General features: G+C 59.9%; 22 protein-coding genes and 1 pseudogene. 13 read left to right on the forward strand and 10 right to left on the reverse strand.

The features are described 5' to 3' along the window. Positions 1 to 649: 649 nt before the first annotated feature. The 4 genes from ACLEJW_RS06005 (at position 650) to ACLEJW_RS06020 (ending at position 3,458) form a co-directional block, all read left to right on the forward strand. Positions 650 to 1,630 (forward strand): integrase domain-containing protein, encoded by a 981-nt coding sequence (locus tag ACLEJW_RS06005; protein ID WP_440777220.1) that lies wholly within the window; start codon positions 650 to 652, stop codon positions 1,628 to 1,630. After that, on the forward strand, positions 1,627 to 1,902 hold the full coding sequence (locus ACLEJW_RS06010; RefSeq protein ID WP_401348110.1) for a hypothetical protein: 276 nt from the start codon (positions 1,627 to 1,629) through the stop codon (positions 1,900 to 1,902). Before ACLEJW_RS06005 ends, ACLEJW_RS06010 begins: the two co-directional genes overlap by 4 nt. Before the next feature lie 193 nt (positions 1,903 to 2,095). Next, positions 2,096 to 2,815, forward strand: coding sequence for a hypothetical protein (locus tag ACLEJW_RS06015; protein WP_440777221.1), 720 nt, complete (start codon positions 2,096 to 2,098; stop codon positions 2,813 to 2,815). A gap of 133 nt (positions 2,816 to 2,948) precedes the next feature. Beyond that, the gene (locus ACLEJW_RS06020; protein WP_182363003.1) at positions 2,949 to 3,458 is read left to right on the forward strand and encodes a hypothetical protein; all 510 of its coding nucleotides are present in this window, start codon (positions 2,949 to 2,951) and stop codon (positions 3,456 to 3,458) included. 102 nt (positions 3,459 to 3,560) lie between these two features. On the opposite strand, the gene ACLEJW_RS06025 is transcribed toward ACLEJW_RS06020, so the two are convergent. The 4 genes and pseudogenes from ACLEJW_RS06025 to ACLEJW_RS06040 form a co-directional block, all read right to left on the reverse strand. Next, a complete protein-coding gene (locus tag ACLEJW_RS06025) occupies positions 3,561 to 5,144 on the reverse strand; it encodes a DUF6119 family protein (RefSeq protein ID WP_440777222.1) in 1,584 nt (527 codons plus the stop codon). 914 nt (positions 5,145 to 6,058) lie between these two features. Next, positions 6,059 to 6,356 (reverse strand): annotated as a pseudogene (locus tag ACLEJW_RS06030) (type II toxin-antitoxin system RelE family toxin). Next, on the reverse strand, positions 6,346 to 6,585 hold the full coding sequence (locus tag ACLEJW_RS06035) for a type II toxin-antitoxin system RelB/DinJ family antitoxin (protein WP_440777223.1): 240 nt from the start codon (positions 6,583 to 6,585) through the stop codon (positions 6,346 to 6,348). Before ACLEJW_RS06035 ends, ACLEJW_RS06030 begins: the two are co-directional and overlap by 11 nt. Before the next feature lie 628 nt (positions 6,586 to 7,213). Continuing rightward, entirely contained in the window at positions 7,214 to 9,493 is a 2,280-nt protein-coding gene (locus ACLEJW_RS06040) for a TonB-dependent siderophore receptor (protein WP_440777224.1), read from the reverse strand. Positions 9,494 to 9,650: 157 nt separating this feature from the next. Between ACLEJW_RS06040 and ACLEJW_RS06045 the strand changes: the two genes are divergently transcribed. Both ACLEJW_RS06045 and ACLEJW_RS06050 read left to right on the forward strand, forming a co-directional pair. Beyond that, on the forward strand, positions 9,651 to 10,370 hold the full coding sequence (locus ACLEJW_RS06045) for a response regulator (protein ID WP_145183897.1): 720 nt from the start codon (positions 9,651 to 9,653) through the stop codon (positions 10,368 to 10,370). Position 10,371: 1 nt separating this feature from the next. Next, entirely contained in the window at positions 10,372 to 11,766 is a 1,395-nt protein-coding gene (locus ACLEJW_RS06050) for an ATP-binding protein (protein WP_440777225.1), read from the forward strand. A gap of 48 nt (positions 11,767 to 11,814) precedes the next feature. On the opposite strand, the gene ACLEJW_RS06055 is transcribed toward ACLEJW_RS06050, so the two are convergent. The 3 genes from ACLEJW_RS06055 to aguA all read right to left on the reverse strand — a co-directional run bounded on the left by ACLEJW_RS06055 (position 11,815) and on the right by aguA (position 15,012). Next, a complete protein-coding gene (locus tag ACLEJW_RS06055; protein WP_313295371.1) occupies positions 11,815 to 13,134 on the reverse strand; it encodes an OprD family porin in 1,320 nt (439 codons plus the stop codon). A gap of 395 nt (positions 13,135 to 13,529) precedes the next feature. Further along, on the reverse strand, positions 13,530 to 13,727 hold the full coding sequence (locus ACLEJW_RS06060; RefSeq protein WP_145183905.1) for a hypothetical protein: 198 nt from the start codon (positions 13,725 to 13,727) through the stop codon (positions 13,530 to 13,532). Between the two features lie 178 nt (positions 13,728 to 13,905). After that, positions 13,906 to 15,012 (reverse strand): agmatine deiminase, encoded by a 1,107-nt coding sequence (gene aguA, locus ACLEJW_RS06065; protein WP_313295374.1) that lies wholly within the window; start codon positions 15,010 to 15,012, stop codon positions 13,906 to 13,908. A gap of 219 nt (positions 15,013 to 15,231) precedes the next feature. Between aguA and rfbC the strand changes: the two genes are divergently transcribed. From rfbC to ACLEJW_RS06090, 5 genes are read left to right on the forward strand one after another with little or no spacing between them, the layout of a single operon-like run. Further along, the gene (rfbC, locus tag ACLEJW_RS06070) at positions 15,232 to 15,774 is read left to right on the forward strand and encodes a dTDP-4-dehydrorhamnose 3,5-epimerase (RefSeq protein WP_145183912.1); all 543 of its coding nucleotides are present in this window, start codon (positions 15,232 to 15,234) and stop codon (positions 15,772 to 15,774) included. Continuing rightward, entirely contained in the window at positions 15,771 to 16,631 is an 861-nt protein-coding gene (rfbD, locus tag ACLEJW_RS06075; protein ID WP_440777226.1) for a dTDP-4-dehydrorhamnose reductase, read from the forward strand. The genes rfbC and rfbD overlap by 4 nt, the downstream gene beginning before the upstream one ends. A 38-nt stretch (positions 16,632 to 16,669) precedes the next feature. After that, on the forward strand, positions 16,670 to 18,484 hold the full coding sequence (locus tag ACLEJW_RS06080; RefSeq protein WP_145183918.1) for a sensor histidine kinase: 1,815 nt from the start codon (positions 16,670 to 16,672) through the stop codon (positions 18,482 to 18,484). Next, positions 18,481 to 19,887, forward strand: coding sequence for a sigma-54-dependent transcriptional regulator (locus ACLEJW_RS06085; protein ID WP_440777227.1), 1,407 nt, complete (start codon positions 18,481 to 18,483; stop codon positions 19,885 to 19,887). Before ACLEJW_RS06080 ends, ACLEJW_RS06085 begins: the two co-directional genes overlap by 4 nt. Then, entirely contained in the window at positions 19,887 to 20,342 is a 456-nt protein-coding gene (locus ACLEJW_RS06090; protein WP_145183924.1) for a YiiD C-terminal domain-containing protein, read from the forward strand. Before ACLEJW_RS06085 ends, ACLEJW_RS06090 begins: the two co-directional genes overlap by 1 nt. Before the next feature lie 167 nt (positions 20,343 to 20,509). On the opposite strand, the gene cysQ is transcribed toward ACLEJW_RS06090, so the two are convergent. Further along, positions 20,510 to 21,328 (reverse strand): 3'(2'),5'-bisphosphate nucleotidase CysQ, encoded by an 819-nt coding sequence (gene cysQ / locus ACLEJW_RS06095; RefSeq protein ID WP_440777228.1) that lies wholly within the window; start codon positions 21,326 to 21,328, stop codon positions 20,510 to 20,512. Continuing rightward, positions 21,325 to 21,891 (reverse strand): ADP compounds hydrolase NudE, encoded by a 567-nt coding sequence (gene nudE / locus ACLEJW_RS06100; RefSeq protein WP_145183931.1) that lies wholly within the window; start codon positions 21,889 to 21,891, stop codon positions 21,325 to 21,327. Before nudE ends, cysQ begins: the two co-directional genes overlap by 4 nt. 64 nt (positions 21,892 to 21,955) lie before the next feature. On the opposite strand from nudE, the gene yrfG reads away from it, so the two are divergent. After that, positions 21,956 to 22,618 carry a GMP/IMP nucleotidase gene (gene yrfG, locus ACLEJW_RS06105; protein WP_440777229.1) on the forward strand — a complete coding sequence of 221 codons (663 nt, stop codon included), beginning with the start codon at positions 21,956 to 21,958 and terminating at the stop codon, positions 22,616 to 22,618. A gap of 60 nt (positions 22,619 to 22,678) precedes the next feature. Here the strand turns inward: yrfG and lysM are convergent, their stop codons facing one another. Further along, on the reverse strand, positions 22,679 to 23,119 hold the full coding sequence (gene lysM / locus ACLEJW_RS06110; protein WP_313295382.1) for a peptidoglycan-binding protein LysM: 441 nt from the start codon (positions 23,117 to 23,119) through the stop codon (positions 22,679 to 22,681). Between the two features lie 176 nt (positions 23,120 to 23,295). On the opposite strand from lysM, the gene fdhD reads away from it, so the two are divergent. Further along, positions 23,296 to 24,126 carry a formate dehydrogenase accessory sulfurtransferase FdhD gene (fdhD, locus tag ACLEJW_RS06115; RefSeq protein ID WP_313295384.1) on the forward strand — a complete coding sequence of 277 codons (831 nt, stop codon included), beginning with the start codon at positions 23,296 to 23,298 and terminating at the stop codon, positions 24,124 to 24,126.

Consider the following 24,126-nt stretch of genomic DNA (forward strand, 5'->3'; position numbering starts at 1 on the left):
AGGTGACCCGAACCTTTAAGGTCACGCCGCCCCCGCGGTGGTTCACCCGCAAGTACGATTCGCGTCCGGCAGCTCGTACGGTCACTACCCATGTGATGGATGCCAACTCAATATCGTTGCCCCTGCGGCAACCACCCTACCCTTCTGCTCAACAGCAACCTATTCGCTTGGCCATTTCGCGTGCGCCAACCTGCGCCCGTCTCTTTCTCCTGGAAAGAGACGGGCGCGTCTAACACTGCTGCAGCCCTCATTGCATTTGGCTTTGCGGCAGCTTCACTCGTGACAATCGGCGTGACAAACGCCGATGTCGCCAGCAACAGCGATGTAGATGATGGTGCCGCAGACCAGGGAATGGACTGCACCTGACTGACAGTCAGGCATGCCCCGGTCATCACATTGCTGCGTTCACCCGGCTCAGGATCTCGCGGCACTGGTCTCGTCAGCCAATGCAGCCTCCACCCGCCCACCGGTAACGGTGCTCAGGAGGCCAGATCATGAGATGCCCTTGCTCCCGGTCGTAAGGAGCCGCCAGTCCCGCGTTAGAGGACATCCCCACAGGTCGCAGGGGCCTTGATCCCTGATAACACTCAACATTCTTGGCGGGATGACGTGGGGCGAGGATCGGAGAACGGTAGATGAGGTGACTGACATGGCATTAGTGAGTAGGCGCGATGGTCGTAACTTCGGCTACGGCAGGAAATTGAGTCATGCAGGGCCGCAGGCGCTGAAAGACATGTTCGGTGGCGGTCATTACGGCACGGTGAAGGCACACTGTGATCGGTGGCAGGCATTCGTGAAGTGGTGCCGCTCCGAACAGGGGCCCGGTATCAATGATGCGCGGCAGATTGATCGCAAAGTGTTGGCCGACTATGCGGCGTATCTGCGCGACCTGGTTGGGCGCGGTGACCTCGCCGTCAGCACCGCACAAAACCGGCTATCCAGCGTTAACAGGACCATGGCGGCGCTTCGCGGTGATCAGTGCGTGAAATTGTCCAGCCCGAGCAAGGCACTGGGCATGCAGCGCACCGGGGTTCGACAGTCGGTGCCGCAAGGCCAAAACCGCGAACAGGTTCAGCAGATCGCCCATGCGCTTTGCCTCCATCATCAGCAACGAGTCGCCGCGATTGTTCTGTTGGCGCGAGCCACTGGTATGCGCTTGCGTGAGGCCATCTTGGCGGATCTGCCACGACTAAGCCGTGAAGCTAAAGAGCTAGGCAGGATTAACATTCAGGAAGGCACCAAAGGCGGCCGCGCCGGCGCCTCGGCGCCCCGTTGGATTTCGGTGAACGACCAAGTTCGCGAGGCGCTTGGGTTTGCACAGCAAGTTTCGCCTGCGGGTAGCCGCAACATGATTGCGCCACAGGAAAGCTACCTAAGTCTTCTGCAACAAATTATCCGCCCGGCGCGGGACATCCTGCATGCACTCAACCTCAAGGGCTTCCACGAGCTACGTGCGGCGTACGCATGTGAGCGCTATGAGCAAATTACCCAACATCGCGCACCTATCAACGGCGGCCAATGTTGCCAAGTAGACAGGAACCTTGATCGTGAGGCGCGGACGCAAATCAGCCATGAGCTAGGGCATGGTCGAATTGACGTGGTCGAAGCTTACATTGGCGGGCGGGCATGAGTAAGCAATTTGACATGGAGCTGTTTTTGGGTGGAATGCTTACCGGATCGCATTCAACGCAGAAACGTCATTTGCGGCAAGCGAAGACCATCCAGTATGAAATTGCAAAGCGTTGGCAGCGAGAGACACCATGGGCTTGGCAGAGAAAGCATTTGATTTGGTTTCTTGATTGTTATCTCGCTGATCGCAATGAGACGACGCGGTATTATTATCTGCTTACTCTGCGGTTGCTCTCTAGGCGCCTAGAGAAATCATGGGCTTTCAATCTCTAAATAATGCGTCATATAAATGGTCACGACCAACAAAAATCGAACCAGAGATGACTCACGCGCGTACTCTGCGAAGGTTTCGCATAGGCGGCAATCAACCAAAAAAAGATGACTTTCACATGCCGGGCTGCTATTCATAGACCTTATTTTACCGTGATTTTCTGATGATTCAGAATATTATTCCCATGGACATATGATGAAAAAAAATTCTCCATTTTACGCGCTGATCAAATCAGGTCCGCATAAAGGAATGCGGCAGTACCCTCACCTACATCCAGACGGGCGTTACGTAGCCACAACCTCGAAATTTAAGGCGGACTATGTTCGAGTAGCCGACGAAGATGAGCTGTCCGCGTTAGTACGTGCAGGGTTCGGCGCTCGCTTGTCAAACCTCAGCATAGGCAATGCACCATCGTACATTACCAAGAACAGCTTGATTTTTGAAGAAACTGATGAGCCGTCGTTAGATATTATAGGTTTCTTGAAATCATTCGCCGACCGAGATAGTTTAGATCACCCAGCAGTTAGCAATTATAGGGTTGAGCAGGTTTTTCTACGCACATTTTTACTCGGAGGCTACCACACTGGATGTTGCGGAATTTGCGGGAAGTCTCTTCCTAAAGAGCTTTTGGTGGCAGCGCACATTAAGCCTAGGAATAAGTGCAGCAAGGCTGAGCGCTTGGACTTCGACAACATAGCCATGCTCATGTGCTCATTAGGCTGTGACAGCTTATTTGAATATGGCTTTGTATACGTTGTGGATGGGAAAATTCTGCATAACCCACGAAGAGAGCTATCAGCAAACTTAGAGGACACTGTGAAATTCCTTGTAGGCAGAAGTGTTGATAAGTGGCCCGGAAGCGCTAGCTATTTCCAGTGGCACGCTGAAGAATTCGGATGGCGCGCAGAGAAATAACAGCCTTGAGATTAATATTAACGAACGGAAAAATGTCATTGCTAAATGAAAGCGAGCCATTCAAGATCGCAGAAAACTATATACCGAGCTCTCACCTGAACTTTATCAACAAGCAACCATAGGACTATAAGTTTTGAGCATTGAAGAATTAAAGGTAGCTTATTACAATGAAGCGCTTGCACTGGCTCAACGAGCGCTGGTGTCAGGATTAATAGTTTGTGCGGTTGCATACTCAATGGTAATTTCCAAAGAAGGAAAAACCAATTATACAATTCCATTTTTTAACATAGAATTATCTTCTGAGCGCACATTTACGATCGCGCTACTTGTTCTTTTCTTTATTTTTGGGTTGATTTGCAGCTACGGCATCCAGAAAGCAAATAGAATTAGGCAAAGCGTTGCTGACAAGCAGATAGCCCTTTTCTTGCTTGAATCACCAAATATTCTCTACTCAAACCTGTACATAAGAGCCACTCTTTACGGAACAGTGTTTAGCGCCGGCGCAGGCTTGATAAAAAGTCTGACTGGCCTAGACACATGGGCAGTCTACTTATCCGGAAGCATACTGGCGGGGCCGTATTTCTTTGCTCTTTACAGTAGCAATCCAAACAATAGGAAGATGAACAATGAAGACCATCCATGAATAAACAAACAGCAATTACCCTTCCACACTGGACAGCAATCATTGCAGGGCCTAGTCCACAGTGGCACTAGGCGCAGCGACACCACTATGGTTGCCTGAGGACTATCTTATATGACGCGATATATAAATTTTTGGCTTGAGCGCATATCCGACCACTAATTTCTTCCAGGCCTCTACAGCCAATAGAAACTGGATGGAGTTAACATCCGTGATGGTTTTAATATCCTCTTCGAATACAAACCATATCGCAGCAGAAGTAAGCTTTTTACTAAACTTTATTTGATTATTCTTAATAAGCGTTATCGAGTCTTTCGACTGCTCAATATTATAAATAAGCTCCTGTTTCTTTTTTGATATTTTTACCGATATTATTTCACCTTTATGGTAAATATCGGCAATTTCAACTTGATAATTTCTTTTCTTTTTTTCTAACGAGCGAATCGCGGTAAGTTCTCTATCTAAAAGCGTATATCCGCGCTCACTGCATATTTTTTGATTGAAATAGGCTTCGCGATAATCGACTTTGTCATCTCCGGCTTTTCGATTAGCTCGCTTATTTTCTTGCCACGCAGCAAACTCTGTTTCGATCAACTGCTCTTCGAGAATAACGTCAATACCGCTGAGAGACCGTTTCAGGTAATCCATGAAAACCTGGTTAAAAAAGAACCATTCGCCATTTTTCAAAAAATATTGCTGCTCACCCCACACGACTGGCATGTCCAGCAGTTCTTTGAGGTTTTTCGTAAAACGTCCAGCATCTTCATTTTTAAACTGAACCGACACATTATTTATATCGTCAATTTCTGGATTTTCAACGAGAAATCTCGAAACTGCTTCAATATCCATAGTATTGCCGAGCTGCTGACTTAGGAGTTTTCCTTCGCCGCTCTTCGCTTTGATGACATAGTCATAGTCATGAAAGCTGAAACATATCGAGACACCGCTTACATGAAATTGATCTACCCCAACACTGCCTTCGCCATCTCTCAAGTGAGTAAGAGCCTGATGATCCAAATCATTTGAAACATCTACATTGGCGGACTCAAGCTTTGGGAGATGTATTATTTGATCGTCATTAAAGCTAGATTCAATAATTTTGAATATTTCTGGAAGATGCATGGGTTGCTTATCCATGTCCATCTGGATAGAGTCAGCAAAAATGATATTGCGGCTACCCCAAACAGTTTTGTCTGCCGCCTTTAATTTTATATGATCTACAGACTCACCAGCCTCGTAGTTATTCACCTGAAACTGCTGGTACGAGGAAACCTCTTGTCTTTTCGTACCAGTGAAATATCGGCTCTTCTTGAGAAGTATCGAACTCTCATCGGCCATATGCAGCGCAAGATCAATTCCAAAATCTAACTGTATAAATTTTGAAAGATAGAAGTGCGACTTACCCAAACTTACAGCAAATATCTTTTCAGGATCTACATTGTTCTGGCAAATCAAAACGGCAAAATTGAAGATATTTTTAGGCTCTTCAATATTTTCATTGAAAAAATCGCGATAAGTCTTCCACCACCAAACTTCGTTACCCTCGACTTTCTCAGAAAAATAAAAAGTCTTTAAGTACCCGTCTTTTTCAAGAGTTTTCTGCTCCACCAAACCAACAGATTTCAGCTTCTCTTTCAGTTGATCAAGTTTGGCTGATTTGACTTTATAGATATTATAAGTGTTAGCCATAACAATTCCCTTTGCACGTAACAATGCAGTTAATTTCTGAGGCTCACCATCAGCTAAGGCACATCCCTTCACAAGCCAACGCGGTTATGGGAGATGGATACCAGACCTATCGTCTGAGGTGAGGCTAAATGCTATCACTGCGCATGGCAATACCGCTGCTTGGTGGTTTTTCACTTACCACCTTTAAAGGCTGTGTCTCTCGTATGACGCTAGCATTGGAGGCTGCCCTACATCCCGCGCATGGATCCTGGATTGAATTTCCTTGCGTCTATGAACGGCTGGCGACTGCCTGAGGATAGTTTTAGAGATAGAAACTCTAATAAACGAAATAAAAAGCGTTGCAATTCATATGGTTATGAATAGTTTCGACTCCTGGTGCGCACCATACGCAGTATCAAAAAGACTCACCGAAAGGTGGGCCTCTATTTTTCAGCCGCGCCCCACGCTCCATCGCAATTCCCCATTTGCACAGCTGTCCAGCTCAATTTCTAGAATCCCGCGCGCATCACTTTGCTGCCTGCACCCGACTCAGGATCTTCAGGCGCTGGTCTCGTCAGCCAGTGCTGCCACCACCCGCCCACCGGTAACGGTCTTCAGGAGGCCAGATCATGAGATCCCCTTTCTCGGACGTAAGGAGACGCCAGTCCCGCGTTAGACGACACCCCCATAGCTCGCATGGCCTTGATCCCTGATAACGCCCAACATTCTTGGCGGGATGACGAGGGTGGAAACGCGGTGGTACCCGTCAGAGGACGTTAACAAGGCTTGAGAAATTTCTGCATCAAGCAAGATGAGTGCGCGGGCTTGAATCGGAAAAACAGACGTCGCCGACCAGGACCGTTCGTCTGGTGCCTCCATTACGTTCTACCGCATGCCGGGAAAGCCCCTAAAGCCGCCCTTTAACGGGTTTTTCGTTACGACGTTTTACCTACCCCTCGCTGTGCCGCCTTGCGATAAGCCTGTTCCCGCTCGCGCTTATCCACAGCTACCACAAAAACCACAACCTCCTGATCGATCCTAGTAGACCAACCGGTAGCCGCTACTGCGCAGCTTGATCTTGTAGCAGTCCGGCAAGCTATATAGCCGGTTCGCCTCAATCCTCGGATTCAGCAAAACCGAGACGAGTTTTTTCTTGAGTTGCTGCCGGACCGTATCCCCAAGCTTTTGCCATTCCTTTAGCGCTCGCGCATCGAACTCAAGGCTATAGGTCATCCAGCGAAAGCCTCACGCGTTGAGGGTCTGCCAGGCGCTCGCGAACCGTCGCTAGCAGCGCCTCATCTTCTTCAGTCATGAGCACAGGTTTAAAAGGCAACTGCCCGCGCTCGGCGACGTACTGCAAGGCTTGGCGCATGAGCTCGGAAGGCGTAACCCCCAACCGCTCAAGCTCACGGTAGGCTCGGATTTTGAGATCGTCGTCGATACGAACATTGATGGATGCCATGATGGCTTGCTCACTGTAATGACAATGGTCTTTACAGTGGCGCAATTCTGTTCAGCAGACAAGCGCCTTATGAGCACAAACCGACGAAGGACAAGGCCGTTACACGCTGATTCGATTCCGCAAATAGCCGTGAGAGGCTGATTATTTAGAGCTACGCAATGCGATACACCCCAAAATCCACCAATTCCAGCCCCGCGAATCCCTGCCCTTACACCAGAAACGTTCGTCTGCCGCCGCTACACACGATTTCGAAAGGCACACCTTTTTCTGTCGTGCTTCGTTCCTGCAAGCCAGAATCTCCATGTGGGCAAGGCCTGGAGCTGGGATGAGCCGCAAAGCGGTCCCGGCTAGCTCATACGAGCCAGCCGCCTACGCCACTCCCTGTATGGCATGAGCTTCGCCCGCGCTCACAGGAACTGCGTTGGACTCTGGAATCGAGGAAGACAGTTGCTCCCACAAAAAATATCGCTCTGAGTTTGATCATTGAGCGAAGCGGTCACCCCATCACAAGCAGACCGCCGGGGACCCTGGAGACTGAGCGCGACAGTTACCTCCCTGCACCACGAAGCGCGCGCCACCCCTGCCCCCAGGGATCGCGCGCGCATAAGAACGTGGACGTTCCTCCTTTTTAAAACGCCGTGCTAACTGACACCGACATGTTCCGCGGATCGCCGTAGATGGCCCCTGCGTAGAACCCATACTGGGTGTAGTAATGCTTGTCGAGGAGGTTATCGACGTTCAGGCTCACCGAGGTGTCATCGGTCAGCTGATACTTGGCCATGGCATTCCAGATCGCATACCCCGACCAGTTCACATCGGTCGCCCCGCTGCTCACGCCATTCACCGGCTGCCCAGCCGGGCTGGAGACCGCGCGGATGTTGCTCTGCGCTTTCACCCCAGCCCCCAGGGTCAGGCGGTCCAGCGCGCCGGACAGGCGATAGGTGGTGGAGGCCTTGAACAGGTGCGAGGGGTCGCTGCGGCCGTCGCTGTCGACGCGGCGGAAGTGCAGGTAGGTGTAGCCTGCATACACATTCCAGTTCGGGGTCAGGGCGCCGGCGATTTCCAGGTCGATGCCGTCGGTTTCCTGGCCGGTGCCTGCCTTGTAGGCATCGTTACCGGTTGGCGTGAGCTGGCCGTCGTCGAGCACGGCTTTGTTTTCCTGCTTGGTGCGGAAATACGCCGCCGAGGCGTTCAGCCGGCCGTCCAGCCATTCGCCCTTGATGCCGGTTTCGTAGCTCTGGCCACGGATGGGCTCGACGCGGGTGCCGCTGGCCGTTTCGTTGGTCTGCGGGTTGAAGATGTCGGTGTAGCTGGCGTACAGCGAGTAGGTATCGTTGAGGTCGTACACCGCGCCCAGGTAGGGGGTGACGATGCCGTTGTTCTGCTGGTTGCTGCGCACGCCGGCGACGCTGCGGGTAGTGTCCGAGTAGTCGGTGGTGCGCACGCCGAGGATGACCGACAGGGGGTCGGTGATGCTCAGGCGGGTGGCGGCGTACATGCCTTGCAGGCGCGTGGTGGTCTTGGTGTGCAGGCCGGTGCGCGAGGCGATCATGTCGTAGTCGCTGTCCACGCCGTTGCCCCAGTTGCTGATCGGCAAGCCGTTGTTGGCGCGGAACTGGCAGCCCAGCGACGGCGCGCTGGCACGATTGGCGCCGACCATGGTGCAGGTGTATTGCGGCGACCAGGCCACGGTGCGGCTGTCGTTGTAGCCGACCATCGCCTGATGGGTGCGGCCGAACAGCTGGAACGGGCCAGACAAGTCGATCTGCGCCGACTGCTGGGTGGTGTCACTGGAGCTGTGCAGGCCATTGAGCACGGCGCCGCTGCCGTCCTGGTTCCAGTAGCCGCCGTAGCTGCCACGGCCGGCCGAGTTGACCTTGGCCAGGCCGCGGTGGTTGAGCACCTCGGAAGTGCTCTGGGCCGCTTTCAGGTCCAGCGTCCAGTCGTTATCGAAGCGGTGTTGCAGCGAGCCGAAGGCGGTGCGGGTGGTGTACTCGCCGAAGCTCCAGCTCGGCACCACGTTGGTGCTGCGCGGCAGGTCGGTCTTGCTGCCGTCGCGGTACCACAGCGGGATGTTCGCGCCCCAGCCGCCGCCGACCACCTTGTTGTACTCGTACTGGTAGCCAGCGCCGAGGGTGGTGGCGTCGTCGAGGTCGAATTCGAAGTTGGCCAGCGCCGCGCGGGAACGTTCGGACTGGTTGTCGCGGAACGAGTTGGCCTCGCCCTGGGTCATCACCAGGCGCGAACGCAGGCGGCCGTCTTCAGTCAGCGGCAGGTTGAGGTCGGCGCCGAGGCGGCGTTTGTCCCAGCTGCCGTAGGTGGCGTAGGCGCTGCCGCCGAAGGTGCGGGTCGGCGCCTTGCGGATCAGGTTGACCGTGGCCGACGGGTCGCCCGTGCCGCCGAGCAGGCCGTTGGCGCCGCGCACGATATCGATGCGCTCGTAGAGGTCCATGTTCAGCGCATTGCCGCCGCCGTTGAAATCCGAGCCACCCTGGAACTGCAAACCGTCGAGCTTCCAGTTGCTGATCGAGTAACCCCGGGCGCGGAAATCGGTGCGCCCGCCGACTTCGGACTTGGTCGCGCTGACGCCTGGTGTAGTATCCAGCGCCTGCTCGATGGAACGAACGTCACGATCGTCCATCTGCTGTCGGGTGATGGTGGTCACCGACTGCGGCGTTTGCCGTGGGGTCAGCTTGAGGCCGGTAGAGCTCTGGGTGCTTTCGACGGTATAGCCGAGCTGGCCGGTTTCGTCGGCCGACAGCAGCGCCGTGTCGTCAATCTGCGTGGCTTGCAGCTCAAGGGGCTGGGCCTGGGCGGCCACCGCGCTGCCGCTGACGGCAATGGCGACCAGGATGGCAAGCGGGTGCAGGCGGCTACCGCAGCGGACAACAGCAATGGAGTCGTTCATGGCGCTCTTGGGATTCATTTGGGAAGGCTTCGTATTTGCAGATGATTTTTTGTTACGATTCTAGGCATCCGCCTCTTTTGCTCTATCCCCGGCTTGTAACGGGGATGTAATCGAACGTAACAAGCCAATCGGCCCTCCCCTGACAGGTATTTTTTTGATGAGCACGACCCTTCTGGTCGTCGATGACGACGACGAGATTCGCGAACTTCTTTGCGATTACCTCACCGATGCGGGCTATCGGGTGTTGGCCGCAGCCGACGGCGACGGCATGCGTGAGCAACTGACCGCCCACAAGGTCGACCTGGTGGTGCTCGACCTGATGCTGCCCGGCGAAGACGGCCTCAGCCTGTGCCGGCATCTGCAGACCGTGCCTGGCCTGGCGGTGATCATGCTGTCGGCCAAGGGCAGCACGCTGGACCGCATCATCGGCCTGGAAGTCGGCGCCGATGACTACCTGGCCAAACCCTTCGAGCCGCGCGAACTGATCGCGCGCATCAAGGCCGTGCTGCGCCGCCCGCAACGGCTGGAGGCCGCCAGCGAAGAAGCGGCCGCCGAGACGCAGCACTTCGCAGGTTTCAGCCTCGATCACGTCAAGCGCCTGCTGACCTGCCCGGACGGCGAAACCCTGACCCTGCCGCGCTCCGATCACCGGGTCCTGCGCGAGCTGCTCGAAGCCAACAACCGCGTAGTCTCGCGCGATCAACTGACGCGTAGCGCATTCGGCCGTGACCACCACCCCGACGACCGTTCGGTGGACATGTGCATCAGCCGCCTACGCCAGCAGCTGCGCCGCGCGCCGGCTGGCGAGGTGCAGATCCTGACCATCCGCAACGAAGGCTACCTGCTGAGCATCGTCCGCAGCGAGGCGCCTCACTGACATGCGCTGGCTGCGCCGCCTGTGGCCCCGCACGCTGTTTGGCCAACTGCTGCTGATCATGGTCAGCGGTACCGTGGTGATCCAGCTGATGTCCAGCAGCATCTGGTTCGACGTGCGTTTTGCCCAGGTGCTGGAAGCGCCGGTACGGCTGATGGCCGCGCGCAGTGCCCCGTTGATTGCCCAGGCCCAGTGCGATGCGCACAGCCTGCAGGTGCCGGCGCACTACCAGCTGCGCTGCGCCGAAAGCGCGCCGGCGGTAGAGGAAGACCAACGCCGTGGCCGTCGCCGCGTTGAGCAGCTGCTGCAACAGGCCTTGCAGTACGAACTTGGCCAAGTCCAGGAGGTGCGCCTGCTGAAGGTGCGGCTGACCGATGAGTCGGGCCAGCCGATCGTCTGGCGCAGCCTGTTCGGCCTGCGCACTGCCCAGGCGCATATCCAGTTCGCCGTGCGCTTGGCCGACGGCCACTGGCTGAGCGTCGATGGCCAGGAGCTGCAGGGCTGGAGCGGCGAGTCGGCCTGGGTGTTGATCAGTGATTATCTGTTGCGGGTGTATGCCCTGCGCATCGTTGCCGTGCTGCTGGTATGCCTGATCGCGGTGCGCTTGTGCCTGCGCCCGTTGCGGCGCCTGGCCGACGCGGCGCGTGGGCTGGGCAGCAACCTCGAGCAGCCGCCGCTGGCGCTGGAGGGGCCGGAGGAGGTGCGCCAGGCCGCGCAGGCGTTCAATGCCATGCAGCAACGGCTGATCGCCATGGTCAACGACAAGGCGTATTTCCTCGCGGCGGTGTCACACGATCTGCGCACCCCGCTGACGCGCATGCGCCTGCGCCTGGAACGGCTGCCAGACGATGAGCAGCGCGAGCGCTTGCGCCACAACATCACGCAGATGGACGACATGATCGGCCAGGTGCTGGATTACCTGCGCGCCGGCGAGCAGCAGCACCTGCGCAACGTCGACCTCGACCGCCTGGTGGCCCGCCTGTGTGCGGACCTTGCCAGCGCTGATGAGCCACTGCCGGTGCAGGGCCACGCGGGCAGCCTGCACGTCGATGCCCTGCTGCTGCAACGCTGCCTGCAGAATCTGGTGGTCAATGCCCTGCGTTATGCCAAGGAGGTGTCGGTGACCTTGGCGTCTGGCGCCAGCGAGGTCTGCATCCACATCGACGACCGCGGCCCAGGCATTGCACCTGAGCTGCTGAGTACCATCACCGACCCCTTCGTGCGCGGCGAAGGCTCACGCAACCAGGCCTCGGGCGGTTACGGACTGGGCCTGAGCATCGCCCAGCGCATCGCCAGCAGCCACGGCGGCAGCCTGCAGGTGAGCAACCGCGACGGCGGCGGCCTGCGGGTCAGTGTGTGCCTGCCCCGAGCAGCCGCCACGGACGGCGCCCGCCCCTGACGAAACAGCCCCGGCATAGGCCGGGGCTGCTGGTACATCCGCTCAGTATCAGAAGATGCTGATTGGGTACTCGACGAACACACGTACTTCGTTGCCGTCGTCGTTGTAGCCGTTCTGGCGAACAGCGTTGTTGGTACGCAGGAACGAGCTGCGCAGCTTGATCGACAGATCCTTGGCCGGGCCTTCCTGAACCACGTAGCGAACCTGGTTGAAGATTTCGCGCTCTTTACCTTCGCCGAAGCCCTGCGGGTTGTTCACGTTGCGGGTGTTGATGTTGTCACCCACCACGTAGGCCAGCTTGTAGGTCAGGCCGGGAATCCCGTAGGCGCCGAAGTCCAGGCCGTAGCCCAGCTGCCAGGAGCGCTCGTCTTCGGCGTTGAAGTCGGACCAGTAGGAGTTGGCCAGGTAGATGGTCGAACCACCGTCACCCACGCCGCCTTCGTTCTGGTACCAGCCGTAGTTGTAGCCGGTGCTGCCGGTGCTGCGCTGGTGCGCCAGGGTGAACGAGTGCGCACCGTAGGTGTAGGTGGCGGCCAGGCTCCAGATGGTGTTGGAGTCGCCGTTCAGGCCAGCAGCGCGCACGTACTTGTTGTCGATGTCCGACTTGTAGCCGTTGAAGTCCAGGGTCAGGGACTGGTCGCTGGCGATCGGGAAGACGTAGTTCAAGCCCAGGTAGTGCTTCTTCATCACGTCTTCGTTGTCGGCGGTGTACAGCGAAGCGGTGAAGTTATCGGTGAACTTGTAGCTACCGCCGAAGACGTTGATCGACTTCAGGCCACCACCGTCGCGGCGCTCGGCGCTCTTGCGCGCTTCCTGAGTGAAGCGGCCGGCGTTCAGCTCCAGGCCTTCGATTTCCTTGGAGGTGATCAAGGTGCCGGTGAAGCTTTCTGGCAGCAGACGGGCGTCGTCGTATTGCAGCACAGGCAGCGCAGGCATCTGGTCACCGTACTTGAGCACGGTGTTGGAGATGCGGAACTTCACGGCGGCGCCAGCGCGCGCCAGGTTGTGCGGTGCGTTGGTCTTTTCGCCGTCGAAGGTGGGATCGGAGCGCTTGAAGAAGTCGACGCCGCCACCCTGGTTACGGCCTTTGCCGCCGTCCAGACGCAGGGCGTACAGGCCGAATGCGTCGACGCCGACACCGACGGTGCCCTGGGTGAAGCCGGAGGAGAAGTTGGCGATGAAGGCCTGGCCCCACTGGGACTGGTCATTGGTGCCGTGCTTCTTGTCACGATTGATGAACGCGTTACGCAGCAGAACGTTTGCGTGGCTGTCCTCGATGAAGCCTTTGCTGTCGGCCTGATCGTTGGCCTGGGCCTGGGTGGCGGCGATCATCGCCAGCGCGACCAGGCTGATGCTGGTTTTCAACATGTTGTTTTCCTTATTTCTAAATCAAAAACGCTTTGCACTATTACGCCAGGAACCAACGCCCCTTCGTAGGTTCGACGCTATGCGGATCCAACTGAAAGCCCCGCCATTACTCAGTTTGCCGGGGCTTTCGCAGCAGCATGGCCAAGGGTGGCCAGCAAGCGTTGGCCGAATCCTAGCCGCCTGCGATTACAAATGTCAAAAAGTCGTGAAATGCAGGTTGTTATAACCAAATTATCCAGCGCGGCTGGTGCATTTTCTTGCCACATGTGGCAATCGCCAGTCTTTTTATCTTTTGTAGGAAAGCTCCGAGTTAACCTGTGCCGGTGTCACGCTGGACAAACGAAAACGCCACCGCAAAGGCGGTGGCGTTTTGATGGGGCGGACTCCTGCCCTGGTCAGTGCCAGACCCCCAGCAGCGCATCCAGCTCAGCTTCGCTGATCAGCCCTGCAGGATAGCGGCCGACAAGCAGACGTCGTGGGTCGGTCGTCCTGACCCGTTTGCCTCCATGGTGTCTCAACCACTGCATCAGTAGCCTGAGCGATTGGTGATTCACTGCCGATGGGCGCAAAGCCGTCTCACTTGCTGCGTTCATGTGCACATACTCCTGGGCCCGTGAGCGGCTAATCTACGTCGTCATTGTTACAGTACCGAGCGACCTGCCTAACAGGTAACCCGCTGAAAACAATACAAAAGGTATGCCAGCTGGGCAGCGCCAGGCAGACCAGGCAAAAAAAAGCCCGTCAGGCGACGGGCTCTTGTGCACGATGGGCTCAGCGCTTGACCGGAGCCGGTTGCTGCTGCGTCAGGCAGTGGATGTTGCCGCCGCCCAGCAGCAGCTCACGACCGGGGATCATCACCACTTCATGCTCCGGGAAGATTTCCGCCAGGATCGCTCTGGCCTGGGCATCTGCCGGGTCGTCGAAGCTTGGCGCGATGATGCCACCATTGACGATCAGGAAGTTCACGTAGGAGCCGGCCAGGCGCACCGACGGGTCGCGCTCCTGGCTGCCGGCCACCTGATCGACGCCTGCACATTCTTCGGCGGTGGCGAACAGCGGGCCGGGGATCGGCATCTTGTGCACCACGAACTCACGTCCTTTGGCATCGCGGGTGTTCTTCAACACCTCGTAGGCGGCATGGCAGCGTGCGTAGTTGGGGTCGTTGGAATCATCGGTCCAGGCCAGTAACACTTCGCCTGGGCGGACGTAACAGCAGAAGTTATCCACATGACCGTCGGTTTCATCGTTGTATAGGCCATCAGGCAGCCAGACGATGGTGTCCACCGCCAGGTGCTCGCGCAGCACCTCCTCGATCTGCTCGCGGGTCAGGTGCGGGTTGCGGTTGCGGTTGAGCAGGCACTCTTCGGTGGTGATCAGCGTGCCCTCGCCGTCGACATGGATCGAGCCGCCTTCGAGGACGAAGCCTTCGGTGTGGTAGCGCTGGCAGCGCTCCATCTCCAGCACCTTGGCAGCCAGGGCTTCGTCACGGTTCCACGGTGCGTACAAGCCCCCGTCGAAACCGCCCCAGGCATTGAAGCCCCAGTCCACGCCACGCACCTCACCCTGGTCGTTGATCACGAAGGTCGGGCCGGTGTCGCGCACCCAGGCGTCATCGTTGCTGATTTCGACCACGCGGATATTGGGCAGGTCGAGCTGGCGCCGGGCGTTCTCGTACTGGCCGGCGGAAACGCCCACGGTGACCGGCTCGAAACGCGCGATGGCCTTGGCCAGGGTAACGTGCGCCGCCTGCGCCGGCTTGCCGCCCAGGCGCCAGTTGTCGGAGCGCTCCGGCCAGACCATCCAGACCTGGCTTTGCGCAGCCCACTCGGCGGGCATGTGGAAACCGTCGGCGCGGGGGGTGGAGTTGAGGGTTTTCATGGGTAACCTCTGGGTAGGCCCTAGGCCGCTGGTGGATGGGTAGGCGCTGCTGTACGCGAAAGCTGATTTATAACCGATAAATATCGGCCTTGAAAGCGTTACAGATCAGAATGCACGCTTTATGAAATGTTTTGATCGATATCAATCGATTCTTCACCACGGATGAGAGGGCTATGACGCCTCCGCTATAATCGCAGCATACTTACCGAAGACTTCTCCATGAATATCATTGAAACCGCTATTCCAGATGTCCTGATCATCGAGCCGAAGCTGTTTGGTGACAGCCGCGGCTTTTTCTTCGAGAGCTTCAATGCCCGTGAATTCCTGAAACTGACGGGCTTCGATGCACGCTTCGTTCAGGACAACCATTCACGCTCGCAGCGTGGCGTGTTGCGTGGCCTGCACTATCAGATCGACAACCCACAAGGGAAGCTGGTGCGCGTCGTCGCTGGCGAAGTGCTCGACGTGGCCGTGGACCTGCGCCGTAGCTCACCGACGTTTGGGCGTTGGGTAGCCACCCGCCTGTGTGGCGAAGATCATCGTCAGTTCTGGATTCCGCCAGGGTTCGCCCATGGCTTTCTGGTGCTGAGCGACACCGCCGACTTCCTGTACAAGACCACCGATTACTACAACCCCAGCGCCGAGCGTTCGATTCGCTGGAACGACCCTGAACTGGCCATCGACTGGGGTGTGGATAACCCGATCCTGTCGGCCAAGGATCAGGCGGCGCCGCTGTTCAAGGAGGCGGACCTGTTCCCATGAAAATTCTCGTGTGTGGCCATAACGGCCAGGTCGCCCAGGCCCTGCGCGGGCCATTGGCAGGGTTCGGCGAGGTGCATGTAATGGGCCGCGCGCAGCTCGACATGAGCTGCCCGCAGGCGCTGCGCGAACCGTTGCGACAGCTTGCCCCGGATTTGATCGTCAATGCGGCGGCCTACACCGCCGTCGACCAGGCCGAACAGGAGCCTGACACCGCCTTCGCGATCAACGCCGAGGCGCCAGGGGTGCTGGCCGAGGAGGCGCAGCGCCTGGGCGCGCCGCTGATCCACTTCTCCACCGATTATGTGTTCAATGGTAACCAGGCCAGCCCTTACCGCGAAGAGGACCAGCCCGACCCGCTGGGGGTATACGGCCGCAGCAAGCTGGCCGGTGAACAGGCGATTGCTGCCGTGGGCGGCGAGCACCTGATCTTGCGCACCAGCTGGGTCTACTCGTTATACGGGCGTAATTTCCTTCTGACCATGCAACGTCTGCTGCAGGACAGGCCCGAGCTGCGCGTGGTCGACGATCAAGTCGGCGCCCCCACCTGGGCCGCCAGCATCGCCACCGCCACCGCCGCACTGATCGAGCGCTGGCAGGCGGGCCAGGCCGGCGCCTGGGGCATCTATCACCTGACGGCCCAAGGTGAGACCTCCTGGTTCGGCTTCGCCCAGGCCATTGGCGCCCAGCTAAAGGCCCGCGGCCTGCCCTGCGCCGAGCTGCAGCCGATCGCCACCCGCGACTACCCGACACCGGCACGCCGCCCGCTGAACTCGCGCCTGGACTGCTCGCGCCTGAGCCGCGAATGGGACGTGCGCCTGCCGCATTGGCAGCAGGCACTGATCGACTGCCTGAAGTAGCGCATAATTGCGCCAGACCCTTCTGGCGCAAGTAAGCGATGATTGCAAAACCCACGCCCCCTCGCCGCCCCCGTTGGCGCAGCCTGGCCCTGCTGGCGCTGTGCCTGGCCCCGTTGCTGTGGCCGCTGCACCACCTGGCCGAGCGTTACTACCATGACCAACTGGCGTCGCAAAATCGCCAGACCCTCGACCTTTACGTCGCCAACCTGCTCGGCACGCTGCATCGCTACGAAACCCTGCCGCAGATCCTCGGCGACCTGCCGGCGCTGCGCGGCGTGCTGGCCGATCCGTTTCGTCTCGAAGCGGTGACCAATGCCAACCGCTTGCTCAAGGGCATCGTCCAGCAGACCGGCGCCGAGGTGATGTACCTGATGGACGTCAGCGGCAATACCCTGGCGGCCTCCAACTGGGACAAGCCAGACAGCTTCGTGGGCCGCAACTTCTCCTTCCGCCCCTACTTCAACGAAGCCATGGCCGGGCACCTGGGGCGCTTCTTCGGCCAGGGCACGACCTCGGCCAAACGCGGCTACTTCTTCGCCGCAGCGGTGCGCGATCGCGAGCGCATCGTCGGTGTGCTGGTGGTCAAGGTCGACCTGGACCACACCGAAACCCTCTGGGGCAATACCCCCGAGCAGCTGCTGCTGACCGACCACAACGGCGTGGTGATTCTCACCTCGCGCGCCGACTGGCGCTTCCGTGCCACCCGCCCGCTGAGCGAGGCCGAGCGCCAGGCGATCATCGCCATCCAGCCCTACCCGACCCAGGCCCCGCAGCCGCTGGTGCTGAACCAGGACGCCTGGCTGACCCAGACCCGCGACATCAAGGAAACCGCCTGGCAGGTGAGCATCCTCGCCCCGCGCCAGCTGGTCGACCGCTCGGTGCAGACGGTCATGGCCATCGGCGGTGGCGGCCTGCTGATGCTGATGCTGCTCGCCGGCCTGGTGATGCAGCGGCGGCGCCACTACATCGACCGCATCGATTTCGAGGCCCGCGGCCGTCAGGAGCTGGAAAAGCGCGTGGTCGAGCGTACCGCCGCCCTCGAAGGCCTCAACACCCGGCTCAAAAGCGCCGTGCTGGAGCGTGAGAATGCCCAGCAAGAGCTGGTCCGCGCCCAGGACGAACTGGTCCAGGCCGGCAAGCTGTCGGTGCTTGGCACCATGTCGGCGAGCATCAGCCACGAGCTCAACCAACCCTTGGCAGCGATTCGCAGCTACGCGGAAAACGCCGAGATCCTCCTCGATCACCAGCGCACCGACGATGCGCGTGGCAACCTCAAGCTGATCGGCGAGCTGACCGGGCGCATGGCCTCGATCATCGCGCACCTGCGCGCCTTCGCCCGGCGTGACCGCCATGCCCCGGAAAGCGTGGCGCTGCAACCGGCACTCGACGACGCCCTGGCGCTGCTGGCCAAGCGCCGCCGGGCGATGGCCGTGGAGCTGATTCGCGACTTGCCCGAGGCGACGTTGTGGGTCCAGGCTGGCGAAACCCGGCTGCGCCAGGTGCTGGGCAACCTGCTGGCCAATGCCCTCGATGCCCTGACCGAAAAGGCCAACCCGCGGCGCCTGTGGCTGAGTGCCGAAAAGCGTGACGAGTACGTCTACCTGTACATTCGCGACAACGGCCCAGGCTTCAGCCGCCAGGCCCTGGAGCATGCCAAGGAGCCGTTCTTCACCACCAAGACGCGCACCCAGGGCCTGGGCCTGGGCCTGGCCATCTGCGAAAGCCTGATGCGCACCCTGGGCGGCGAACTGCTGCTGGCCAACCACCCTGAAGGCGGCGCCCTGCTTACCCTGCAACTGCGCACGGCCGCACCCGGCGCGACCTTGCCCACTTCGGAGGATTCCTCGGCATGACCACCGAGCCTTACATCGACAGCCAGGCCCAGGTGATTCTGGTCGATGACGATCCACACCTGCGCCAGGCGCTGAGCCAGACCCTTGACCTTGCCGGCCTCAAGGTCGTGGCCTTGGCCGACGCCCAAGGCCTGGCCGAACGCATCGAGCCGGACTGGCCGGGCGTGGTGGTCAGCGACATTCGCATGCCAGGCATCGATGGCCTGGAACTGCTCGAGCAACTGCACGGGCGCGACAGCGAATTGCCGGTGTTGTTGATCACCGGCCATGGCGATGTGCCGCTGGCGGTTCAGGCCATGCGCGCCGGTGCCTACGATTTTCTGGAAAAACCCTTCGCCAGCGATGCCCTGCTCGACAGTGTCCGCCGCGCCCTGGCCCTGCGCCGCCTGGTGCTGGATAACCGCAGCCTGCGCCTGGCCCTGAGCGACCGCCAGCAGTTGGCCACGCGCCTGGTGGGTCACTCGCCGGCGATGCAGCGCCTGCGCGAGCAGATTGGCGCACTGGCCGGCACGCGCGCCGATGTCCTGATCCTGGGCGAAACCGGCGCCGGCAAAGAGGTGGTGGCTCGCGCCCTGCACGATCTGTCCAGCCGCCGCGATGGGCCGTTCGTGGCGATCAATGCCGGTGCGCTGGCAGAATCGGTGGTCGAAAGCGAGCTGTTCGGCCACGAGCCAGGTGCGTTCACCGGCGCGCAGAAACGCAGGATCGGCAAATTCGAGTTCGCTAACGGCGGCACGTTGTTCCTCGACGAGATCGAGAGCATGAGCCGGGATGTGCAGGTCAAGTTGCTGCGCCTGTTGCAGGAGCGTGTGGTCGAGCGGCTGGGCGGCAACCAGCTCATTGCGCTGGATATCCGCATCATTGCGGCGACCAAGGAAGACCTGCGTACTTCGGCCGATCAGGGTCGCTTTCGCGCCGACCTGTATTACCGCCTGAACGTCGCACCGCTGCGCATTCCGCCGTTGCGTGATCGCGGCGATGACATCCTGGTGTTGTTCCAGCACTACGCCGACGCGGCCAGCCAGCGCCACGGCCTGCCGCCGCACAGCCTGCAGCCGGCCCAGCGCGCCCAGCTGCTGCGCCATCCTTGGCCTGGCAATGTGCGCGAGCTGCAAAACGCTGCCGAGCGTTTCGCCCTGGGCCTGGAGCTGGCGCTCGACGGCCAGGCGCCGGCAGCGGCGGCAAGCGCAGCGCCGATGCTGGCGGGCAACCTGAGCGAGCAGGTCGAACAATTCGAACGTTCGCTCATCGCTGCGGAGCTGGCCCAGCCGCACAGCTCGATGCGCAGCCTCGCCGAAGCCTTGGGGGTACCGCGCAAGACGCTGCACGACAAGCTGCGCAAGCATGGCCTGCATTTCGAGGGCGCCAGCAGCGGCACTGACGACCATGAGGAGCATCGTTGATGAGCGCTGACAGCCATTATCTGCAAGCCGTGCTGCACGGCGATATCCCGCTGACCCGGGAAATGGGCCTGGAAGTGATCGACTGGCAGGCAGGCGTCTTGCGCCTGCAACTGCCCCTGGCCGCCAACGTCAACCACAAGAGCACCATGTTTGGCGGCAGCCTGTATTGCGCGGCGGTATTGGCCGGCTGGGGCTGGCTGCACCTGCGCTTGCGGGAGTTGGGTATCGATGACGGGCATATCGTGATCCAGGAAGGCCAGATCGCTTATCCGTTGCCGGTCACTGGCGCTGCGATCGCACGCTGCGAGGCGCCGGATAGCAAAACCTGGGAGCGCTTTGTGACGCTCTACCAACGCCGCGGGCGGGCCCGACTGACACTGGCGACCACGGTCAGCAATGCCGGCAGCGACGAGCCTGCCGTGACCTTCAGCGGTCAGTACGTGCTGCACCGCTGAGAGCCCTCAGTCGCGCGAGCAGCTGTCTTGCTAAGGCAGCGCGCCCCGCTGTGAGGGCGACTGTCTTCATCGATTCCTGCACTCAACGTTTTTCTGTGAGCGCGGCCCTTTCGCGACGCGAGGCCGCTTCCACAAGGACATCGTCATGGGTTTGGTGATGGAACGCGTCAGATCAACTCCAGCAACGCCTGGCGCCATGGCGCAGCGCCAGGCAGGGCCAGGAAGAACGGATTGAGCAGCGATTCGCGTGGCGGATAGCGCAGTGGCTGGCCACTAACGTCAATGACTTCGCCTCCAGCACCTTCGAGCACACCTTGGGCGGCAGCCGTGTCCCATTGCGAGGTCGGCGCCAGACGCGGGTAGCAGTCGGCGCTGCCCTCGGCCATCAGGCAGAATTTCAGCGAGCTGCCGATATTGGCCAACTGCAGCTCACCCACCGCAGCGCTCAAGCCAGCCAGCAAGGCTTCTTGCTCAGGGCTCGAATGCCGGCGGCTCGCCACCACCGTGAAACCGGTGCCCGCCGGCGGCGCTGAACGGACCTGGATCGGCACTGCCTCGCCGTGCGCTTCGGCGCGCCAGGCGCCCAGGCCACGACCGCCAAAATAACTGCGGCCGCTGGTAGGCATCGACACCACGCCAAACACCACCTCGCCGTTCTCGATCAAGGCGATGTTGACGGTGAATTCCTCGCTACCGGCGATGAATTCCTTGGTGCCATCGAGCGGGTCCACCAACCACCAACGGCTCCAGCCCTGGCGCTCGGCCAACGGGATCTCGCAGTCCTCTTCCGACAACACTGGAACCTGCGGCGCCAGGGCCTGCAGGCCATCGGCGATGACCCGGTGTGCGGCGAGGTCGGCGGCAGTCACCGGCGAATCATCGGCCTTCTGCGTCACCGCCACCTCGGCGCGCCAGAACGGCAGGGTGGCCTCACCGGCCAGGCGCGCCAGGTCGACCACTGCATGCATCAATCGTTGATCGTTCATGCTGCCAACAGCCCCCGCTGAATCAACAAGTCGCGGGCCAGGTACAGCGCTGCCAGCGCCCGCCCTTCGGTGAATTGTGGGTGCATGGCCAGCGCCGACAGCTCGCGCAGGTTGACCTTGTCGACCCGCATCGGCTCAGGTTCATCACCTTCCAGGCGTTCTTCATAGAGGTCGCTGGCCAGCACCACTTGAATTTTCTGGCTCATGTAACCTGGCGACAGCGACAGCTCCGTCAGGTGCTCCAGTTGGCGAGCGCCGAAGCCAGCTTCTTCCTTGAGCTCGCGGTCGGCTGCGGCGAGCACGTCCTCGCCGGGCTCGATCAAACCCTTGGGCAGCGACAGCTCGTATTCGTCGGTACCGCCGCAGTATTCCTCGACCAGCACGGCATGCTCGGCGTCGAGCATGGCCACGATCATCACTGCGCCATAGCCGTTGCCGCGGCCAACCAGGCGCTCATAGGTGCGCTCGACACCGTTGCTGAAGCGCAACTGCACGGCTTCGACCCGGAACAGGCGGCTGCTGGCGACGATTTCGCGGCTGAGGACAGTGGGTTTCTGGCGCATGGGGCAGCTCCTTGGCGTGAACGGGTTACTATACCGTGGCTTGCCGACTGATCGAGAGTTTCCCATGCCTGTTCTTACCTGGTCCGACATCGACACCGTTCTGCTGGACATGGACGGTACCCTGCTCGACCTGCACTACGACAACCGCTTCTGGCTCGACCACCTGCCCCAGCGCTACGCCGAGCTGCACGGCGTCAGCCGGGCCATGGCGCAAATGGAGCTGGAGCCGCTGTTCGCGCGCAATGCCGGCACCCTCAACTGGTATTGCCTGGACTTCTGGAGCCGCGAACTGGAGCTGCCGATCCGCGAGCTCAAGCGCGAGATCGCCGACCTGATCGCCTTGCGTCCCGATGCCGACACGTTTCTGGCAGCCATCCGCGCAGCCGGCAAGCGCGTGGTGATGATCACCAACGCCCATCGCGATTCGCTGTCGTTAAAGCTGGAACGGGTCGAGCTGGCCCCGTATTTCGAGCGTTTGATCAGCTCGCATGACTACGGCTACCCGAAAGAAGCCCCGCAGTTCTGGGATGCCCTGCAAGCGGACATCGGTTTCGATCCGCAGCGCAGCCTGTTCATCGATGACACCTTGTCGATCTTGCGCAGTGCCCAGCGCTTCGGGGTCAAGCACCTGCTGGCAGTACGCCTGCCGGACAGCAAGGCGCAGCCGCGCGACACCGAGGAATTTGCCGCAGTCGAGGATTATCGGGATTTGCTGGCAGGGCTCTGAGGGCCTGTGCGGGCCAGCGCAGCTTCAACCAGGCCGGCCCGCAGTACAGGTGGACGCCGCTCAATCAGGAATACGCAGCACCTGCCCCGGGTAGATCTTGTTCACATCCTTGAGCATCGGTTGGTTGGCTTCGAAGATCTTCTGGTATTTGTTGGCGTCGCCGTACACGCGTTTGGAAATCGCGCTGAGGGTATCGCCCTTTTCCACGGTGACGAAGCGCGCGGCCTGGGCCACCGGCCCGGTCACGGTAATCTGATCGTCGACGCTGGCCACGCCCTCGATGTTGCCGGCGGCGAGGATGATTTTCTCCTTCTCCTCCTGGCTGGCAACCTCGCCTTTGAGGATGACCTTGTCGCCCTCGACCGTGGCAGTGATGTTAGGGTTACCCAGGCCGACATTTTCCACGTGTTGTTTCAACTGCTCTTCGGCCTTGGCATTGCCCGGCGTGAGCAGGTCGATCAATTTCTCACCGGCTTCCTTGACGAAACTGAACAGGCTCATGGTGCGCTCCTTGTTGAGGTAAACCTTGGATCCGCAAGTCTAGGCCATGATCGCCACCTGCGCCTGGCTGCGACCAATCGACGCGGTCTATCAGGGCATAGACCCTAGCGATTAGACGCGCGCGCCGTCGCGGCCTAGGCTTGTGCTATCAAACAGCCGCCAACCGTCCGCCTACGATGCCAAGCAAACCGCCGGTCTGCACTGCCTCCACACCCTTGGCCCTGCCGGCCGCCAGCAACACCTACGACTACGTCCAGCTCAGCGACGCTCAGGGTGCCTGCACGCCACTGGCCGAAGAGGTTGCCCTGGCCATCGTCTATAACGGCCTCAACCAGGCAGTGATGCTGGTCAGCCCCACCGACCTCGAAGACTTCGCCGTGGGTTTCAGCGTCGGCAGCGGCATTGTCGACGGCACCGCAGAAATCTACGACCTCAAGCTCTCGGGCAGCGGCTCGGCGCTGTACGCCGATCTGGAAATTTCCAGCCGCGCGTTCTGGAACCTGAAGAACCAGCGCCGCCAGCTAGCCGGTACCAGCGGCTGCGGCCTATGTGGGGTCGAGGCCCTGGAACAGGCCCTGCCGGACTTGTCGGTCTTGCCTGGCGCGCCATTGCCGCCGGCGCAGTGGCTGGTCGGCCTGCGCGAGCGCATCGATGCATTCACGCCGCTGGGCCAGCACTGCGGCGCGGTACACGCGGCGTTGTTCATGAACGGCGCAGGCGAACTGCTGATGGGCCGCGAAGACATCGGCCGGCACAACGCCCTCGACAAACTGATTGGCGCCCTGCTGCGCCAGCGCATCAGCACCGCTGGCGGCCTGGCCATCGTCACCAGCCGTTGCAGCCTGGAGCTGATCCAAAAGGTGCTGCGTGCCGGCATACAGACCCTGGTGAGCCTTTCTGCGCCCACCGGCCTTGCCCTGCAGTGGGCGCGCAAGCACAACCTCAACCTCATTCATCTGCCCAAACACAGCGCACCGCGGGTCTACAGCCCAGCGGCGGAGTCGTAA

This window comes from Pseudomonas sp. SMSB3 (assembly GCF_052041965.1).
GTDB lineage: Bacteria > Pseudomonadota > Gammaproteobacteria > Pseudomonadales > Pseudomonadaceae > Aquipseudomonas.